General features: G+C 41.5%; 18 protein-coding genes and 1 tRNA gene. 15 read left to right on the forward strand and 4 right to left on the reverse strand.

What is annotated here, in order from left to right; genetic code table 11:
* A partial coding sequence (locus KCX82_RS16240) for a hypothetical protein (RefSeq protein WP_227019547.1) occupies positions 1 to 184 on the reverse strand: 184 nt, incomplete at its 3' end.
* A gap of 266 nt (positions 185 to 450) precedes the next feature.
* Here KCX82_RS16240 and KCX82_RS16245 point away from each other — a divergent pair.
* The 3 genes from KCX82_RS16245 (at position 451) to KCX82_RS16255 (ending at position 2,159) form a co-directional block, all read left to right on the forward strand.
* Positions 451 to 527 (forward strand) — tRNA-Arg (locus tag KCX82_RS16245).
* A 260-nt stretch (positions 528 to 787) separates the two neighbouring features.
* Complete coding sequence (locus tag KCX82_RS16250; RefSeq protein ID WP_227019548.1) at positions 788 to 1,831, forward strand: hypothetical protein; 1,044 nt, start codon at positions 788 to 790, stop codon at positions 1,829 to 1,831.
* 91 nt (positions 1,832 to 1,922) lie between these two features.
* Complete coding sequence (locus KCX82_RS16255) at positions 1,923 to 2,159, forward strand: hypothetical protein (protein WP_227019549.1); 237 nt, start codon at positions 1,923 to 1,925, stop codon at positions 2,157 to 2,159.
* 216 nt (positions 2,160 to 2,375) lie between these two features.
* On the opposite strand, the gene KCX82_RS16260 is transcribed toward KCX82_RS16255, so the two are convergent.
* Entirely contained in the window at positions 2,376 to 3,092 is a 717-nt protein-coding gene (locus KCX82_RS16260) for a B3/B4 domain-containing protein (RefSeq protein ID WP_227019550.1), read from the reverse strand.
* A complete protein-coding gene (locus KCX82_RS16265) occupies positions 3,077 to 4,060 on the reverse strand; it encodes a DMT family transporter (RefSeq protein ID WP_227019551.1) in 984 nt (327 codons plus the stop codon). The genes KCX82_RS16260 and KCX82_RS16265 overlap by 16 nt, the downstream gene beginning before the upstream one ends.
* A 305-nt stretch (positions 4,061 to 4,365) precedes the next feature.
* Here KCX82_RS16265 and KCX82_RS16270 point away from each other — a divergent pair, with 305 nt between their 5' ends.
* Genes KCX82_RS16270 through KCX82_RS16280 form a run of 3 tightly spaced genes read left to right on the forward strand, consistent with a single transcriptional unit; the run spans position 4,366 to position 7,864 of the window.
* On the forward strand, positions 4,366 to 6,474 hold the full coding sequence (locus KCX82_RS16270) for a sigma-54 interaction domain-containing protein (protein ID WP_227019552.1): 2,109 nt from the start codon (positions 4,366 to 4,368) through the stop codon (positions 6,472 to 6,474).
* Complete coding sequence (locus tag KCX82_RS16275) at positions 6,458 to 7,606, forward strand: SpoIIE family protein phosphatase (protein WP_227019553.1); 1,149 nt, start codon at positions 6,458 to 6,460, stop codon at positions 7,604 to 7,606. The genes KCX82_RS16270 and KCX82_RS16275 overlap by 17 nt, the downstream gene beginning before the upstream one ends.
* Positions 7,607 to 7,648: 42 nt before the next feature.
* The gene (locus KCX82_RS16280; RefSeq protein ID WP_227019554.1) at positions 7,649 to 7,864 is read left to right on the forward strand and encodes a ferritin family protein; all 216 of its coding nucleotides are present in this window, start codon (positions 7,649 to 7,651) and stop codon (positions 7,862 to 7,864) included.
* Between the two features lie 125 nt (positions 7,865 to 7,989).
* On the opposite strand, the gene KCX82_RS16285 is transcribed toward KCX82_RS16280, so the two are convergent.
* Positions 7,990 to 8,943 (reverse strand): sugar-binding transcriptional regulator, encoded by a 954-nt coding sequence (locus KCX82_RS16285; RefSeq protein WP_227019555.1) that lies wholly within the window; start codon positions 8,941 to 8,943, stop codon positions 7,990 to 7,992.
* A 329-nt stretch (positions 8,944 to 9,272) separates the two neighbouring features.
* On the opposite strand from KCX82_RS16285, the gene KCX82_RS16290 reads away from it, so the two are divergent.
* The 9 genes from KCX82_RS16290 (at position 9,273) to KCX82_RS16330 (ending at position 18,573) form a co-directional block, all read left to right on the forward strand.
* Positions 9,273 to 10,169 carry a dihydrodipicolinate synthase family protein gene (locus KCX82_RS16290; protein ID WP_227019556.1) on the forward strand — a complete coding sequence of 299 codons (897 nt, stop codon included), beginning with the start codon at positions 9,273 to 9,275 and terminating at the stop codon, positions 10,167 to 10,169.
* Between the two features lie 65 nt (positions 10,170 to 10,234).
* A complete protein-coding gene (gene deoC, locus KCX82_RS16295; protein ID WP_227019557.1) occupies positions 10,235 to 10,894 on the forward strand; it encodes a deoxyribose-phosphate aldolase in 660 nt (219 codons plus the stop codon).
* An 8-nt stretch (positions 10,895 to 10,902) separates the two neighbouring features.
* Positions 10,903 to 12,234 (forward strand): amidohydrolase family protein, encoded by a 1,332-nt coding sequence (locus KCX82_RS16300; RefSeq protein WP_227019558.1) that lies wholly within the window; start codon positions 10,903 to 10,905, stop codon positions 12,232 to 12,234.
* Complete coding sequence (locus KCX82_RS16305) at positions 12,231 to 13,301, forward strand: BMP family ABC transporter substrate-binding protein (protein ID WP_227019559.1); 1,071 nt, start codon at positions 12,231 to 12,233, stop codon at positions 13,299 to 13,301. Before KCX82_RS16300 ends, KCX82_RS16305 begins: the two co-directional genes overlap by 4 nt.
* A gap of 91 nt (positions 13,302 to 13,392) precedes the next feature.
* A complete protein-coding gene (locus KCX82_RS16310; RefSeq protein ID WP_227019560.1) occupies positions 13,393 to 14,193 on the forward strand; it encodes a nucleoside phosphorylase in 801 nt (266 codons plus the stop codon).
* A gap of 28 nt (positions 14,194 to 14,221) precedes the next feature.
* Positions 14,222 to 15,034: a nucleoside phosphorylase gene (locus KCX82_RS16315; RefSeq protein WP_227019561.1), complete on the forward strand. Its 813-nt coding sequence runs from the start codon at positions 14,222 to 14,224 to the stop codon at positions 15,032 to 15,034.
* A 6-nt stretch (positions 15,035 to 15,040) separates the two neighbouring features.
* Positions 15,041 to 16,567 carry an ABC transporter ATP-binding protein gene (locus tag KCX82_RS16320; RefSeq protein ID WP_227019562.1) on the forward strand — a complete coding sequence of 509 codons (1,527 nt, stop codon included), beginning with the start codon at positions 15,041 to 15,043 and terminating at the stop codon, positions 16,565 to 16,567.
* Positions 16,568 to 16,625: 58 nt separating this feature from the next.
* A complete protein-coding gene (locus tag KCX82_RS16325) occupies positions 16,626 to 17,660 on the forward strand; it encodes an ABC transporter permease (protein ID WP_227019563.1) in 1,035 nt (344 codons plus the stop codon).
* The gene (locus tag KCX82_RS16330) at positions 17,644 to 18,573 is read left to right on the forward strand and encodes an ABC transporter permease (RefSeq protein WP_227019564.1); all 930 of its coding nucleotides are present in this window, start codon (positions 17,644 to 17,646) and stop codon (positions 18,571 to 18,573) included. Before KCX82_RS16325 ends, KCX82_RS16330 begins: the two co-directional genes overlap by 17 nt.
* The last annotated feature ends 117 nt before the right edge of the window (positions 18,574 to 18,690 follow it).

Below are 18,690 nucleotides of genomic sequence, written 5' to 3' on the forward strand. Positions count from 1 at the left end.
AAGGGCGTCGAATGTCTGCAAAAGGCACCGGTGATGCCTTTTGCAATGAGACGGTCCAAGCCTGCTGAACGGGCAGGCGCAGGACGGCGGACACGTTAGTGGACGTGAAGTCCCTCATGCCTTTGAGAAGATCAAAGAAGGGACGAAAACCCGCAAGGGTATCGAGCGTTAAGAAAACCATCATGGATGGGTTTTAGCGAGATAGTCCAAGTCTGTCGCACAGGTGCAGGACGGCGGACACGTTAGTGGGCGCGAAGTCCCTCATGCCTTTGAGAAGATCAAAGAAGGGACGAGAACCCGAAAGGGCACTCACTGCTTTGAAATTCAAGCGTTCTTGCAGCAAGATTGAAATGATTATTTTATTTAAAAAATAGTCAAAGCAATTTTTGATAAAATAGATTATAATAATAAAGAAATAAAGATGCGATACATCAATCGTATGGCTCTTATGCGCCCGTAGCTCAGTTGGATAGAGCGTCAGACTCCGACTCTGAAGGTCACAGGTTCGACTCCTGCCGGGCGTACCAAACAACACTAAAAGACAACTCTAAAATCTAGGGTTGCCTTTTTTATTTTTTAAAAAAGGATACTCAAAGGAATGGGTCGATAAGTATGATTGCGGAACTTCAACTACCGAAATTTCTAAGCAAGGAGAGCCGGAGACTTTTGAAGAAAATAAGACAGTGGCTTGGCAGGGTGGACAAGTTGCAATAAATTAGGCAATTCTGTTTTATTTTAAGTTAAAATCGTTACCACTTCATATACTTGTAATATGGAGGGGACGATTATGGTAATAAAAATTAGAAAAAAGGCCTTTATCACAACGATCTGCGTGGTTTTATTTGGAATCATTTGTTGCTTGACACTACCCCATTTAATAAACTTATCCTCAAAACCATCAAACAAAATTATTGCAGGAGGTATACTTCATTTATCCTTGCATGATTCAGACGAGTTGATACCGGTAATGAATCAAGAGGACAATATTAGCAGTGAACGCTTTCAGAGGCCGTCTAAAGAGCTTCCATACCCTAATCCATACTCATTCAAGGACTTTCGAAAAGAAAATGAAAAACCACCGCTGCTAACAAAGAAATTTGAAAATCCTAAGGATTTGATTCTTGCATACTATGGAATATTGCGAGAAGCCTCCAATATGCTTGGATATTCAGGTGGATGTGGTACTATTGGATGGTCCGGATTACCTTATCCCTACGCATATGAATTACTGACAAAAGCAAAGCAAAAGGAAATACCATTTGATCAGTTTATCGATTCATTTAATGGGATAGGATATACAACACTTTTGAAACTGCTCCCCGCATACGCACCTCCCGATTCACCTAATGATACTAAATACTATATGGTTGAAATAGAGATCATAACTGGAGCTGAGGCAAACACCGATAAGGGGTATAATCAAGGCAGTCAATTTGCCTACTATTATGGTCTGATTACAGTTGAAAAAACTTCTGATGAGGGCTGGAAGATTAAGAATATTGACTATATTCCTGAGGATTTTCTTTGTGCACCCATGCACCATTGGTTTTATCTTTCTGATGCCGTAGTGCAAATCGTTTACGGAGGTAATCTGAAATTAATTGATAAAATAGATAGAACCGAGCAAAAAGACGATATGATTAGTATTTACGCGTCTGGAAACGGAAAAAGTTATCGGTTTGATTTTGTCAGACTTACCAATGGGTATGACATCCTTCTTCATGAATATATTCTTGAGAATGGAGATTGGAAAGAAACAAGCCTATTGACCAATAATTGGGAAGATATGAAGCTGACTATAAAAAATAGCCAATTACATAAAACTATATAATAAAGCAGCATGATTCTTGTCCCGGACTTTTCTGGGGAAATGCTGGAGTATTAGACGAAAGCGTCGGGATACCATTGCATTTACGCAAGACATGAAAGCAGAAATTGAATCAACAGAAGAAAGTTATGCGATTGGAAAAACACTAATCGAATCTGCCGGAATGACATGGGATCAATATTGGAATGAATATAAACCAACATATGAGGCTCCGGCACACCTCATTAAGATTAATATTGCCGAGTATCTTGCAGAAAACAATATAGAAGGGCCTGATGCATCATCCATAAAATATGAAATCTTAAATGAAGAATATCTTGATTTGTTCTAAACCCAAACTATTTTTAGGGCCTGTTGCCTGTGTATTGCAGGAAGCAAGCCCTTTAATTTTGCGTTAATACGCCGATTGTAGTAATTCGGATAGTCAAGGAGTTCAATTCTGAAAAGCTCAATGGAATTCTTTCAAAACCCTTAAGGTGTCCTCTTCGCTCATGAGCCGATTCGATCTGCGCATATCCATCATAATAAACTCCTCCTTTTAAACCGCCTATAAAGTCAGTTCTCGGTTAACAATATTCATAAGAGCAATTTCAACAGTACCACCAAGATACTTCTTGGTGAGCTCTGCTAATGATGCTGCAGCCGCTTCTAAATCATACTTTCTTTCAGGATCTACTGATTCGATAATTAGAAATGCATTGGCTGTATTCTCTGTAAGCATCGTCCTTTGTCCGTCACGCCAGTTCCAGCTCCGGCATACAGCTCCGGCCTCGTCCTTATAAATAACTTCCCCGGGCAAAGCATTGTCATATTCCTCATCACCAAGTGCAAGGAAAAGTTCTCCGCCAACCGCCTTAGTTAAAAGCAAATCACCCTGAAACGTATCAATGTCTTCGCCGCCGCAGGGGAGCCCGTAGGTCAGAGATACTGCATTATAGATGTCAACCAAAGGATTTATCAACGAAACTCCGGTCCCCTTTTCTATCCGTTTCAATAACGCCTCTATTGAGCATCTGACACCTTTTTTCGTCTTAAACTGCTGATATGCTTTTCGCCAAACAGAAATCACTTTATTTTCGCTGAACACTTCCTCTGTCAGAAATTTGGTTGCTTCTTTGCTGCTCCGCTGTAATAGTTCGTTGATTTCTTGTCTTACATCCGCCACATGTGCTTCCGTATTTTGAATCCCTTTCGCTAAAACTACAGCAATCTCCGCTTGCGGAAATAATTCCCAAAACTCATCTGTAATTATAAATTTTGCCATTCTAAATCTTCTCCTTTGTCTATTTTTTCATTGGTCTCACTAATTTTATTGGTCTCTTTTGATTTTGCCGGAATCTGTGCAAGTAGAATCGCTGCAAACATTATAATACATCCAAAAGTCTCACGCATAGAAATTTGCTCATTTAGGATAATAATTCCCGCAATCACAGCAAATACGGATTCCAGACATAGAATCAGGGATGTAACGGTAGGCTCCGTATACTTTTGAGCAATAACCTGCAAGGTATAGGCAACACCGCAAGACATAACACCGGCATATATGATTGGCAGCCAGCAATTCATAATATTGGTCCAATTGATGGTCTCAAAAATAATCATAAAAGGTATGGAAAGTATTCCACATATGAGGAATTGGAAGCAGGACAGTTTCACGCCATCTACCTTTGGAGAGAAATGATCAATTACTAAAATGTGTATTGAAAACCCGAATGCACAAATCACTACCAGCAGATCACCCTTACCGATTGAGAAACCTTCCTTAATACAAAGCAAATATAGACCTGCTGTTGCTAATACAACGCAGAACCATAGGATCGGACGAACCTTCTTTTTAAGAAAGATCCCCAAAATCGGAACGATAACGATGTACAATGCGGTAATAAAGCCGGCTTTTCCGGCAGTAGTATAAACCATTCCAATCTGCTGCACCGAACTGGATATGAAAAAAACAATACCGCATGATAACCCACCTGCAATCAGATTCTTTTTCGCAGCTTTCTTTTCAATCTCCGTTGTTTTTATTTCACTTTCAGTGGATTGCCTTATTTTTCTCTGGCGATCCATTATAATGATAACAGGAATCAGAACAAGAGCTCCAATGAAACATCTTATCCCGTTAAATGTAAATGGACCGATGTACTCCATTCCCGATCTTTGGGCTACAAAAGATACTCCCCATATCAATGCTGTTATCATCAACATGAATTCACCACGTATTTTTCTTTGCATAATTTCCTCCATTACATAACTAATACTCTGTAATCTAAAAAAGTTGACAGCTGCTTGCGACTTTCACAATTGCTGTGTTGTCGTTACTCGCTTTATATTAAAGCAATCTCCATGCCAATATTATGCCTTATTATGAATGTTGAAAAAATGTTTATATTACCAAGCTTTTTACTGTATGAAATAAATACTCGGTGAAAAATAATTGAATTAATATTGAATCATCATTGAGCAAATTGATCCAAAATCGATTCAAAGGATAGACATAGGTTCCCATAAAAGCTATAATGATTCAAGGAGGAAGAAAAATGGGTATGACAAATGATACATTCGGGCTCAGTCGAGTAATAGAGCCGAAGGCTGCCGTTCCGGTTACAGCATGGAAGGTTGATAATCATAGAGAAATATCACCTTTCGAGTGCAGAATATCCTTAGAATTGATTCATTTAGAAAGAGACTGCTTCCAGCAGTTTTGCAGCGAATGCGGTTTTGATGAGGCTAAGATCATTGCAAAAATTTTAGATTTAATCAATCGCAGAGGAAAGCTTCATAATCCTTTTACAAATACTGCCGGACAATTTTACGGTACCATTGAAGAAATGGGAAGTGAATTTGAAAAGAGTTCACGGTATCATACAGGGGATAGGATTTTTTGTTTGACAACAATGACAGCCCATCCGATTTTTATCGATAAAATCCATAAAATTGACTATAACTATGGTGAACTCGCTGTATCGGGTTATGGCATTGTTTTCATCGGCTCACCATTAACAACAATCCCTCCAGATTTACAGTTGAATTATACAATGGCGACCTTTGACGAGGCCGCGAGTTTATATAGTATCCATCGTGTGTCCGACGAAGGAATGCGTTATCTTGTGATTGGGAAGGACTTAGTTTCAAGTATCACCTATGTTTGCTCGATCAAGAAATCTGTAGGTGACAATTGCTACATTACAGTGATCCTTGACGAGGATGGAATCGGAACACTTACACCGAAGCAGGTAAAACATGAACTGGCGCAGTGGGTCAATTCATCCTATATCCTTAATGTCGCCCAGCCAATCAGTTCGTCAGAAGCGGTTTTGAAAGAAGAAAAAGAACACTATGATATGACAATTAATTGTGAAGACCTTCTGGGGTCCGAAGTTCTAAGCGTTATTCTTACACGTAATAAAGGAAAACTCTATTTCACAAGTCTCAAAAATAGCTATACCCAATCGATCCTGATTGCGGAGAGCATGAGTAAGGAACTTGAAACTAATGTACTGGGCCAGTACATTATCGGATATGAGGAGTTCACATTCGATTTGCTGATATCAATTGCAAAAGAGCTGGACAGGATCAATAAGCTTTATGAATCGCAGTCAATCGCTTTTCGTCAGGCAACGAAAAAAGCTATCGCTGCTTCTATTGAAAAAACCGGGAAAACAGATGACTTTATTTTTAGCAGTGCTGCAACAAAAGCCTTGGTAGATGAAGTCTTAAATATTGCTCAATACGATTGCAATATCATTCTTCAGGGAGAAACCGGCGTAGGAAAAGAGAAAATTCTTGATTTGATACACAAAAACAGTATTCGAAAGAACAAGCCATGTATCAAGATCAATTGCGCAACCATTCAGGAGACCCTTGCCGAGAGCGAATTCTTCGGATATGAGGCGGGCTCTTTTACCGGAGCACAAACAACTGGTAAAAAAGGATATTTCGAGCTGGCCAATGGAGGAATTCTGTTTTTAGACGAGGTCGGTACCCTTTCCCTGAATCTCCAGTCAAAGCTTCTGAGAGTTCTCCAGGAAAGTCAGTTCTATAAGGTTGGTGGAACAACACCTATTCATATTAATGTACGTGTAATCTGTGCAAACAATATCTCTTTACGTCAGCTCGTTGAACAGGGAAGGTTCAGAGAGGATTTGTATTATAGGCTAAATATCTGTACCATTACAGTTCCGCCTCTCAGGGATCGCCGTGATGATATTATGACCTTGGCGACTTCATTTCTAAGCAACTATTGTAAGCATTACGGGATTGACAAGGAGCTGGATCCCACTGCGCTTACAAAACTTGCGAATTATGACTGGCCTGGAAACGTCAGAGAGCTGGAAAATCTGATACATCGAGCCCTAATCAGCGTAAAAGGCTATATAATCACGGGAGATGATATACAAGAGGTTTTAAACGAGAATATCTATGAAGACTTAGTTCTGGATCTAAAACGCAGCATGAGATCTTCCTCCTCCTTGGATTTTGAGAAGATTATAGAGCAGCAGGAAAAGCAACTAATCGAATATGCTTTAAAAAAATTTGGTACGACCAGGAAAGCCGCAGAATTTCTTCATATGTCTCAACCCAAACTGATGCGAAAAAAACAGAAATATATGAAATTGGAGGAAAATACGGATGGAGAATTGCTTTGATATAGAGGAAATAAATGAGACAATTGCCGATTTGATTGATGACCATATTCTGGTTTGTGACATAGAAGGGCAAATTGTTTTCTCCAATAAGGCTATACAGTCGTACTTGGGTTATACTGATTCAGAGTTAAAACGAAGAAACTTTTTAGATTTCATTGCGGACATTCACATGAATAAGGCCGGATCCTTTATTAAAAGTGTGTCAGAGGAACCTTCTGACTGGGAGGAATTTTTGTTTCGTGGCAAGCATAATGTGCTGAAACTTCACCTCAGGTTTCTTCGGAAGAAGGATCTTATCTATATCTATGGCAATGAAAAATATGTAGAGTATGAAAGAATTCGAAAAAAGCTGGATGTTGAAATAGCAAATGCTATTAAGATTCATAGACGCTCCCTGCCTGTGAGTCTTCCTGACACAAAAAATATCTCTTTTGCTTCCTTATATATCCCTGCCGAAGAACTGGGCGGAGATTTATTCGATGCATTTAAAGTGGACAATGGGTTGCTGGATGATTATTTTGAACAATATGTTTGCTATACAGCGGATGTTTCAGGACATGGATTGGATAGTGCTATGCTGGCTATGTTTGTAAAAGATACGATAAGAAGTTTTTTCAGACTGAAGCATATACCGGGACAAGTATTGTCTCCTAAAGAAATTATGCATTTTTTTATTGAGCAATATATAAAGGAAGGATATCCAGGCGAATATTTAGTCTGCCTTTTTATCGTTGTTTTTGATTTTAAGACAAATGAATTGACTTATTGTAATGCAGGTTTTCATATCTGTCCTTTATTAATCAAAGATGAAGAAAATATTATCGAGTTGAACAATGCAGGTCTGCCAATTTCAACAGCGATAAATGCTGATTTGTTGAAGTATGAAGATTCTTCTCTGCATCTCCTCCCAACTATGACCTTGTTTATTATGTCTGATGGATTGCCGGAGCAAAGATCCAATAATGAAGCTTATGAAGATAGACTAAAGAAGCTGTTTGCTGAAATTTATAGTCTGAAGCCCGCTGATATTGTCCGAAGAATTCATGAAGATTTTACTGATTTTTTAAGATATGAGAAAATCAAAGACGATATCACCCTAGTTGTAGTGAAATTATTACAGGCATTGAACTAGTACGATAAATGTCAAATTTGTGAACGAAAGGAGGAAAATTGTATGCAGCAAATACTGGATGGTATTTTAGAAGCGATTGAAGATGAAATGAGAGCGCAGAAACATTATCAAATGCTGGCTGAAAAGGCGACGGATCCAAAAGTGAAGAAATTTTTTGAACAATTGAGAATAGACGAAGAAAATCATGAGCAGGCATTGCGTACCCGTTATGAAGCTTTTGCAAAAATATTAAAAGCAGATAAAGGAGAAAATGAATGAAACTCCCAATTGGTGGTTACATACAGAGGGAATCGTGAAGATCGTGAAAATCGGGGCAGAAAGGTGTATTTTTAGCCCCGATTTTTTTATGCTATTGCAGAGTTTGGTCACTGGATCATACAAAATTAAATCACTGCTTGCTGCAACAAGTACTTTGCAGTATTTGAGTCAATAGCAAGCGTATTGACAGCTCCGCATCGGATTGCTCCGATCAATGGTAATACTTTTCTTTCGGAACTAATGGCAACACAAGAAATACGAGCATTTTTTAAAGTCGGCAGTGTGACACTGATCGTTCTTTCATCATAATTATTATCAACAATATTTCCGTTGATATCAATAAATCTTGAACAAATAGCACCTACAGAATTCTTCGACTTTAATACCTGAAGATCCTCTGATGTGATATATCCTGTCTGGTGCAAACAATTTTCGTCACTTAATAACCCAATATTAATAAAAGCCACATCAATTTCATTGATTTGAGCAAGCACAGAACTGATTTTTGAATCATGAGACAATAAATCGACAATAATGGGACTCTCGACAATAACGGGACAAGGCAGTGTAATTTGGGACGAAACTCCAAAGCGCTGCCCAAACTGATGAATGATTTCATGCGCGAAATTTGTGTTGTGTGCATTGTCGAGATTGCCGGCTATTTGAACAATGCTGGTATTCGGAAAGCTGGAAAACGGTATGTTTTTCGCAATCTCAAGAAGTGTATATCCCCAGGAGATCCCAATTTTATCTCCATCATGAATGAAGGAAGCAAAAAATGGTGCGGCCGCTTTGGCTATTGCCTTCAAATTCTCATTTTCATCATATGATGTAGACGGTACAACCAATACATTCGATAAATCGAACGCTTCTCTAATTCTTGTAGATAAAAGCTCGATGTCATCGTCGTCTTTTCTGTTAAGACTGATGGTGACTATGTTTTTTTCTCTTGCTTTAGCAAGTAATCTTGATACCTTAGCGCGTGATAAGTTAAACTTTTTTGATATATCTGATTGATTCAGATTATCAAGATAATAGAGTTTTGCTATTTCGTATAATAAATCATCGTTTTTATTCATATTTTAACGATTCCTTTCAACGGATTAAACTTCGTGAGTCTTTTTCACAATGAATATATACAAAAAATGAATATTTGTCAATTACTAAAGTGAATAAATCATCAAATAATCATCAAATAAGAAAAAATAAATAAAAAAAGTGAACAAAATTTCAGTTTTGACTGTTAAATCATTTAAAACTTTGTTAATAATGGATGGTGCTAAGCAAAAAATGAAAATAAATTCATTTTTGTTCTTGGCTATGTGAAAATAATTTTATACAATGCGATTACAAGAACGATCGTATCTGGTATTGAATGAAAGGAAGAGTAGCGAAAGGACATTGAAAAATGGAAGAAAAGTATTTATTACATGGCCCAGCTTCGGAAATCATCACGCCCTTTACTGAAAATGGTGAAATTGACTATGAGTTGTTGGAAGCAGAATATGAATTTCTGATCAGTAATGGAATTACAGGTTTGTTCGTGAATGGATTAGCCAGCGAATCCTTAATGCTTGATGTTGATCAGCGAGTCGAAGCTGTTCAGAGAGCGGTAAAGGTCTCCAATGGACGTATCCCGGTTTTTGGCAATTTAATTTTTAACAGCATTGACTTGGCTGTTAGTTGTATGAAACGTTATGAAGAATGCGGCGTTGATGCAATCTTCATTACACCTCCGTTGGTTTATCAATATACCGGTGAGGGTTTGTACGATTATTTTGCCGGAATCGCATCGGCTACCAATCTGCCGGCTTACATATACAATGCCCCGGAGACTGGAAACAAAGTTCCGCCTGAAGTGGTTGCAAAATTGTTTCAAAATATTCCTAATCTACGCGGCTATAAGGACAGCACACAGGATATTATTCATCAGCAAACAGTAATTGATTTAATTGGTAAAGATCGTCATTTTGAGCTAATGGCAGGCAGTGATGCACAAATCCTATCAACAAGCATGCTGGGAGGAAAGGGAGTCGTATCACTGATTACCTGTGTATTCCCGAAGCTAATCTTAGAGTTGATTGATGCGATAGACCAAAAGGACTATGAAAAAGCACAGGAGTTACAAGGCAAAGTCTTGCGTGTTCGGAAAGCTCTTAAGGTTGGGCCATTTATGGGGGCATACAAATATGTTTCTGAATTAATCGGAAGTCCGCTTGGAAAAATGAAAGCACCTTTGAGAGAAGTAAGTGAAGCAGATAAAGTAAAAATCAAGGATATGCTTGTCCGAGAAAATATGATTTAATGTAAAAGACGAGATTTTTGACAGTCGTTATCAAGCTTATAAAGTGGAAAATGGAGGAAAGAAAAGTGAATAAATTAGAATTGGCAAAAATGATGGATCACACAATTTTAAAAGCGGCAGCCACCCCTACTGATGTGAAGAAAATTTGTGAAGAAGCGCTTATGATCAATGCTGCATCCGTGTGTGTGAATCCTTTTCACGTTCCTCAAGTAAAGGAACTGCTGGCTGGAAGTGATGTGAAAGTTTGTACGGTAGTTGGTTTCCCGCTTGGAGCAAATACTTCTGAGGTGAAAGCATTTGAAACAAAAGATGCGATTGAAAAGGGTGCCGAAGAGGTCGATATGGTCATTAATATCGGCGCCTTGATTGCAGGTGATACAGAAACTGTATATAGGGACATTCAGGCTGTAGTTGATGCCGCAAATGGCATTCTTGTTAAAGTGATTATTGAAACATGCTACCTGAATGATGAACAGAAGTGCATTGCCTGCGAACTGTCGCTGAAGGCGGGCGCAGATTTTGTAAAAACTTCAACAGGATTCGGAACAAGTGGAGCAACCCCCCATGACATAGAATTGATGCGCAGCGTAGTCGGCAATCAGATGAAGATCAAGGCTTCCGGCGGGATCCGCACCTATGACGATGCAATGGCTGTCGTTGTCGCAACTGCAGATCGTCTTGGAGTCTCTGCAAGTCTCACAATTCTGGAAGGTACAGAAGAATAGGTAAGAATATGTTTGATACTGTAATTTCGGGCGGGATCATCCTGTCTTCTCATAACGGATATAAGCCTTTTGCAGGGAGTATCGGTATAACCGGAGGAGTTATTGAGATCGTTTCTCCTTCGATACTGAAATCAAATGATGCCAGGGAATTTATCAATGCATCCGGAAAAATCATCATGCCTGGTTTGATTAACGGTCATTGCCATGGAGATATGGCATTTGCCAAGGGTTTTGGAGAAAACATAACCTTGAAGGAGCAAATGAGCGTATTTGGGGATGTAGGCTGGTTTTACCCCTATGTTACAGATGAAGAACGGTACTACGCAAGGCAGCATACATATTGTGAAGCCATGCTGAGCGGCACCACAACACTTGTTGAAAATATGTTCTGGAGTCTGGGAGAACGATCCCCAAAAGCCTTTAAGGAGGTTGGATTGCGCGGTGCGCCTGCGGAAGATGTACGGTACGATTTTATGAAGTCGGATGAATTCCTGACAGACAAGATGCTTACCAACTTCAGAACCTCATGTGAAGTTAACGGCTGTATTCCGATTCTCGGCACGCTGCCGGAAGAGGAGTTTACAGATCTCCGTCTGAAAGAAACAGATCGAATCGTAAATGGCAGTCATTCTCTGTACACGAGCCATCTAGCCGAAACCAACTGGCGATATGACAGTGTGATGGAAAAATTCCATATGAGCCCGGTGAAAGTACTTGAGAAATATAATCTGCTGAATGAACGCTACATTGGGTCACATGGAATTTACTTCGATGAAGAGGATATGGAGATCCTTGCAAAGAATCGCGTGAAGATCGTGAATACGCCGATCTGCGAACAGAAGATTGCTGACGGAGCCGCTCCCATCCGCAGATTGTTGGATCACGGAATCACAGTTGGACTTGGGACAGACGGCGCTATGTGGAATAATTCGAATGACCTGTTTCGTGAAATGAAATGTATGGCGATTGTTCATAATATTCGAAATGGAGCCGGCACATTTTCTCCGAAAGAAATTTTGAATATGGCCACTATTAACGGTGCAAAGATGCTGAGGCTCGAGGAAAAGCTGGGTACGCTGGAAGAAGGAAAAATTGCAGATATCATCCTGATTGATGCTGCCTCGCCTCATATGACGCCGATACACTATGGAGAATGGGAAAATGTAACCTCAAATACAGTGTTTTGTGCAACCGGCGCAGATGTGACCGATGTAATGATAGACGGTGAGTTTAGAATAAGAAATCGTAATATCTTGACATGCAGTGTAAAAGAAATCCAAAAATCAGTACAAGAAACATCAAATCAAATAATTAAAATTTTAAGGAGGATAAATAAATGAAAAAATTTCTGATTACTCTAATGGTCTTGTGCATGGTGAGTGCAGGATTTGCCGCATGCGGCGGTTCATCCAGCAGCAGCGGGGATGGTTCCGGGGAAGAGCCTTTGCGTGTTGTCCTAATCGGAAATCAAAAATTCGGCGACAATGGTCCTATGGATGATATGGCGGCAGGCGGTGAGCGGGCGGCGCAGGATTTCGGCGTTGAATTCAAGAAAATGGAGTCGGAACCGGTCAGCTTTGAAGAGGATATTCGTACCATGGTGCAGGAAGGGTATGACCTGATTATTACGACTTTCCCGTATATGTCGGAGGCAACCAAGGCGATCGCAAAGGAATCACCGGATACGAAATTTGCCGCGATCTTCCAGAGCATCAATACAGAGGGAGAAACGATACCGAATCTATGGGATACAAAATTCCTCGGACAGACAACCTTATATGTAGACGGTTATATGGCAGGGCTGGCAACGAAAACAAATAAGATCGGCCTGATTATCGGAGGAGAAGAACCCTCTCCAAACTCTGAAGGAAATGGATTTATGCGCGGTGTTTATGACGCAAATCCCAATGCTACGGTAGAATTCGCATATGCCAGCTATGAAGATACGGCAAAGGTTAAGGAAATGGCTCTGGCTATGATTGAAAAAGGTGTTGATTTCATTCAGGGGGACTGCGGATCGGCAGACTCCGGTATCGTCGAAGCGGTTAACGAAACAAAAAAAGATGTTATGGTATTCAGTGTGATCTGTGATTTTACCGATTCCTGTGATAATTTTGCCGGATCGATCGGCATGAGCTTCGGCAGTGCCGTGTATGATGCGGTGAAATACCTGGTTGAAGACAACTTCCCGGGCGGCACACAGGGCGTTCGTGATATTTCAAATGACGGATACTTCCTGGATTGGCCTACATACGAAGCTTTCGCAGAGAGAAATGAAGCCTATGGAGAAGCCTTTGCCAAAGCAATTGAAGAAGGTAAAGCAATTGAAGCAAAGATCAAATCCGGTGAACTGGAAATTCCGTATGATCCGGAAGTACCGAACTGGAAAAGAATCAGCTCTTTATAAATGAATCTGTATCGGGGCTGCCTCAAATAAATGATTTTTCATTTTGAAGTATCCCCGATTATTTTAATAAAAAACAGGAGGTTAAATTTGTATGGCAGATCAATTGTCAAAAGCGACAGCTCCTACCGTAGGGGAAAAGGTATATCATCTGAGACTGGCCAAAGGAGAGATCTCTCAGTATGTTTTGCTGCCTGGCGATCAAAACACTTCGGAAGTTGTCGCGAAGTTTTGGGATGATGCCAAGGAAATCGCATATAATCGGGAATACAAAACGGTCACCGGAAAATATGAAGGCATGGACATTGCTATGACTTCAACAGGAATCGGCTGCCAGCCTGCAGAAATTTGTGTCAATGAGCTTGCCAAGGTCGATGTTCATACCGCAATTAAGGTCGGCAGTGCAGAAAGTATTCGTGAAGATGTCCAGATAGGAGATATTATTATCCCTATCGCTTGTATGAGAAAGGGCGGCGCGGTTACGCACTATGTACAGCCCGAATTCCCTGCATTTGCTGCACCGCAGGTAACAAAAGCCCTGATGCAGGCATGCAATGAGCTCGGATATACCTATACTTTGGGCGTGGTTTGCTCGATCAGCTCGTATTATATCGGTCAGGGCAGGCCGATTGACGGAGATGAAAACAGTTATTGGCCTCCAGAAGCGGAAACGGTTATCAGCCGTCTTCAGAACAGCAAGGTTGTGGCTATCGACATGGAAACGGCAGGAACGCTGGTCATGGGATATTTGCACGGATTGCGCATGGGTGCCGTTTTGGGTGTGACCGCAAATCGTGTAACCAATGAATGGCTGGACGACGGAGGCCAGGAGAAGGCATGCCGCGCAGCCAGCAGAGCGCTGAAAATTCTGAAAGAACAAGATGAAAGCAGGTAAAATTCTGATACTGAGAGAGGTATAGATCATGAGAGAACTAAATCAAGTGCTTGATCCCAAAACCAAAGACGGAAAATCATATTATCTTCATTTGGCGAAAGGAGACATGCCGGGTTATGTAATTGTACCTGGCTCTCCTGAACGAATTACAAAAATTGCTGCAAATTGGGAAAATGTCGTTGATGTTGCCCATAATCGGCATTATCTTTCAAAAAGAGGAGTTTATAACGGAATGGAGCAGGGTGCCACCTCCACGGGAATCGGTGCACTCAGTGCGGAGATTTGCTTCAATGAATTGAAAAAAGCGGGAGCACATACATGCATCCGCGTCGGTACAACCGGCTGCCTGGATCCGGAATATGACAGCGGTGATTTATTGATTCCTTATGCTGTAATCCGGAAGGACGGCACCTCAGAGTGTTATATCGATCCTGAATTTCCGTCCTTTGGAGATCCTATCGTTACAATGGCACTGGCGGAAGCGTGTGAACGCTTAGGCTATAAATATGGTTTGGCACTGGAGTATACGGCCGGTTCGTTCTATATGGGACAAGGCAGACCGTTAAATGATGATCCGAATTCTTATTGGCCTTCCTGGGCGAACAATATTCTTCCTGATGCTGAACAGCAGGGCGTTAAAGTTCTTGAGATGGATACGGGCGGCCAATTTGTAGTGGCGTTCCTGCATGGGATTCGAATGGGCGCAATATTAGCTGTCGTTGCAAATCGCAAGAAGAACAGCTTTGCTTATAACGACGGAGAAGAGAAGGCTTGTCTGGCTGCATCTGAAGCTCTTAAAATTTTGAAGGAGTGGGATGAGGAAGGAAGATTCAGGAGGTAAGAGTCCATGGCTTACGCTATTGAATTACAGAACATTACCAAAAGATTCCCGGGTGTAACTGCCAATGATCATGTTACGATTTTAATCAACGAAGCAGAAATCCATGGACTTATCGGAGAAAACGGCGCTGGGAAATCAACCATAATGAATATTCTTTATGGTCTTTCTCAAGCCGATGAGGGAATGATCCGAATCTTCGGAAAGGAGCAGGTCATCAATTCGCCTCATGACGCAATTCGTTTGGGAATTGGGATGATCCATCAGCATTTTATGCTGATGCCGAATCAAACGGTACTTCGAAACATTATTTTGGGAAGTGCTCCGAAAAAAGGTCTGGTCATCGACGAGAGAGCGGCAAGAGAGAAAATCAAACGAATTATGAGTATATACGGTATGCAGGTGAATCTGGATGCCGTGGTCTCGCAGATCTCTGTGGGAGAGAAGCAAAAGGTTGAGATTATCAAAGCCCTTTATCGGGAAGTTAAAATCTTAATTCTTGATGAGCCCACTGCCGTCTTGACACCGGCAGAGACCGATGCCTTGATTGAAACCATGAAGAAGCTGAAGGACCAGGGCTGTACCATTATCTTTATTACCCATAAGTTGAAAGAAGTACTTGCAGCAACCGATCGCATTACGGTTATGAGAAAAGGCATCGTCACAGGCTCTGGTGAAACGAAAGACATGAGTGTCAGAAAGCTTTCTGAGCTGATCGTAGGTCGCGAAGTAAATTTTAACATTGCGTTCGATACCTATGCTCCCGGAGATAAGATCTTAGAACTGAAGGGAGTCAGCACGATTTCGAAGAGCGGAAGAATGCCGATCAGAAATATCGATATGAGTGTTTGCAAAGGGGAAATCGTAGGGATTGCAGGCGTAGAGGGAAACGGACAGAGCGATCTGATCGATGTTATCGCAGGCCTGATTCCTGCAGGAACCGGGAGTATAACCCTTTGCGGAAAAGAAATTAGCAGGCTGCCTATTCGGCAGCGAAGGTTAGCCGGGTTAAGCCATATCCCTGAAGATCGTCTCAAGACAGGCACGTCGAAAGTCTGTAGCATTAGTGAGAATTTGATTCTGAATAAGTACTTTCTCAACCCGTTTTCAAATCGTGGGGTTTTTAATCATAAGCATATCAGACAATATTCGGAAATGCTTTGTGAGAAATTTCTTGTCAAAACCCCGGATTCGTCTTATGAACTGAAAACCTTATCTGGGGGCAATATGCAGAAAGTCGTTTTTGCCCGTGAGTTTGATACGGATCCAAGTCTGATGATTGCAGCACAGCCGACTCGCGGTGTGGACATCGGAGCTATTGAATATATTCACGGTAAAATCGCCGAATTGCGTGACTCGGGGAAGGGAATTTTGCTGATATCGGCAGAACTGGATGAGGTTATGGCGCTGTCGGATCGTATTCTTGTGATGTATGAAGGTGAAATTGTTGCCGAATTCCATCGTGATGAAGCGGATGAATATGAGATCGGAGAATATATGTTGGGAGCAAAAAGGCAGGTGACCCAGGGTGGATGAAAAATCTGTAGAGAAGCAAAAAAGATTGTTGAATAAAAGGGTTGCTGATTCATTGAGATTGATTGGGAAGCAAGTGGTGATGATGCTGATTGCTGTGACGGTGGTTATGATTTTCCTTTCAATCTCAGGATACAGTCCCGATGCGGTTCTTGTGGGACTGAACCGGGCACTTACAAAAGATATCGCCGGCAGCATCAGGTGGGCTGCTCCATTGATGCTTGCAGGGATTGCTGTTTGCATCCCCTTTAAGGCGGCCGTATTCAATCTCGGTGTTGATGGTCAAATCTATATGGGGGCCGTTGCCGCCACATCCGTAATGCTTGCGCTCCCGGAGAACATGGGAAAATGGGGCCTGCTGATCGCTTTTCTTGCCGCCATGGCCGCAGGCGCAATGTTTGCCTTGATTGCCGCAGCAATGAAGGTGTATTTCAATACGGATATGATCGTCTCGACGCTGCTGCTGAACTTTGTTGCACGTCTTTTTACGGAATATATAGCGGCGGATGTACTGAGAGATGCAGATGCTGCAATTCAGATGAATGCCAGCAAGATGTTTCCCGAGAATATGTGGCTTCCGAGATTAGCGTTCTTTGAACCATCCAGCGCCAATGTAGGTATTTACATCGCGGTTATTACGGCGCTGATTGCGGCATTTATTTTCTATAAGACAACCCTTGGATATGAAATTAAACTGGTAGGAACCAACCCCAATTTTGCCAGATACGGTGGGATGAATTCAAATCGAGTGGTTTTAAAGACGATGGCATTAAGCGGTGCCGTAGCAGGTTTGATTGGAGTCATTGAGGTGTCTGCCGTCCAACATAGATTGCTGGCCGGATTTAATCCTTCCTTTGGTTTTGATGGAATCGTAGTATCCTTGCTTGCAAACAATAACCCTTTCGGCGTCATTCTGTCTTCTTTGTTCTTCGGCGTTTTGAAAAACGGCGGAAATAACATGGAACGGCTCACAGAAGTACCGCAGGTCATTACTCAGATTACGATGGCTATCATCATTATTACCGTAAGCTCAAATATTGTGATAAAGAAAGTGAAGCTAAGAAGGAGGATGAAAAAAGATGGATCTGCTATTTAGCGCAAGTGTGATTTCCTCTGCGATACGAATCGCGACTCCCCTTCTGCTGGCAGCTTTAGGCTGTATCTTGTGTGAGAAAGCAGGCATTACAAATTTGGCAATTGAAGGGTTTATGCTGATGGGGAGCTTTATCAGTATTGCTTACATAACCAAGTCGGATGGCAGTGTTCTGATTGCCATGCTGGTGGCCATGATTGGTACGATGCTGTATAGCGGGTTGTTTGGTCTGGTCGTCGTAAAATTTGAAGCGAATCACGTTGTGGCCAGTATTGCCATGAACATGCTGAGTGTAGGCCTTACAACGTTTCTTTTGCAGGCGATGCTCGGTGCGCAAGGGATGATCCGCCCTGCAAATATTCAAAAAATACCTAATATGCAGTTCACATTCCTGGAGAAGATCTCGTTTGTCGGTTCGGTGTTTCATAATCAGAGCTTCGTAGTTCCGCTTGCGATCCTCATGGCAGCAGCGCTGTACTTTGTAATTAAGAAAACTGTTTATGGATTGAATGTTGTTAGTCTGGGCGAGTCCGAAGGGGCCGCACGTTCTGCAGGTATTTCAGTGAAAAAGGTTCAGTGGAGCGTGATCCTGCTTTCGGGATTGTTTTGCGGACTGGCCGGAGCATATTTGTCAACAGTCATATTATCCGAGTTTTCTATCAATATGGTTCAGGGCCGCGGATTTACCGCCTATACGGCAGTTATCTTCGGCAATACAAACGCGATTCTTGTATGGCTGGTTACTTTACTGTTCGGATGGGCAGAAGCAATCGGAGTACAAATTGAGCTGGCCGGAATGGGTATTCCCTCTTCCGTTATAAAGATGTTCCCGTATGTATTAGCGATTCTGGTATTGATGATCAGTTCGATTACTGCAAAAAATAATAAAGAAAAAAGGCTTGAACGACGGCGTTAGTTTAACGATTTAATGCCGTGCGAATATTCGCCCTCGGCGAATCGCACATGGCCATTCAAAACAAACAAGTCGATTTGAAAGAAAAGTAAAGGGTACAGGCAGATAGCAGTACCCGCG

Source organism: Sinanaerobacter chloroacetimidivorans (assembly GCF_018128545.1).
Taxonomy (GTDB): Bacteria; Bacillota; Clostridia; order Peptostreptococcales; family Anaerovoracaceae; genus Sinanaerobacter; species Sinanaerobacter chloroacetimidivorans.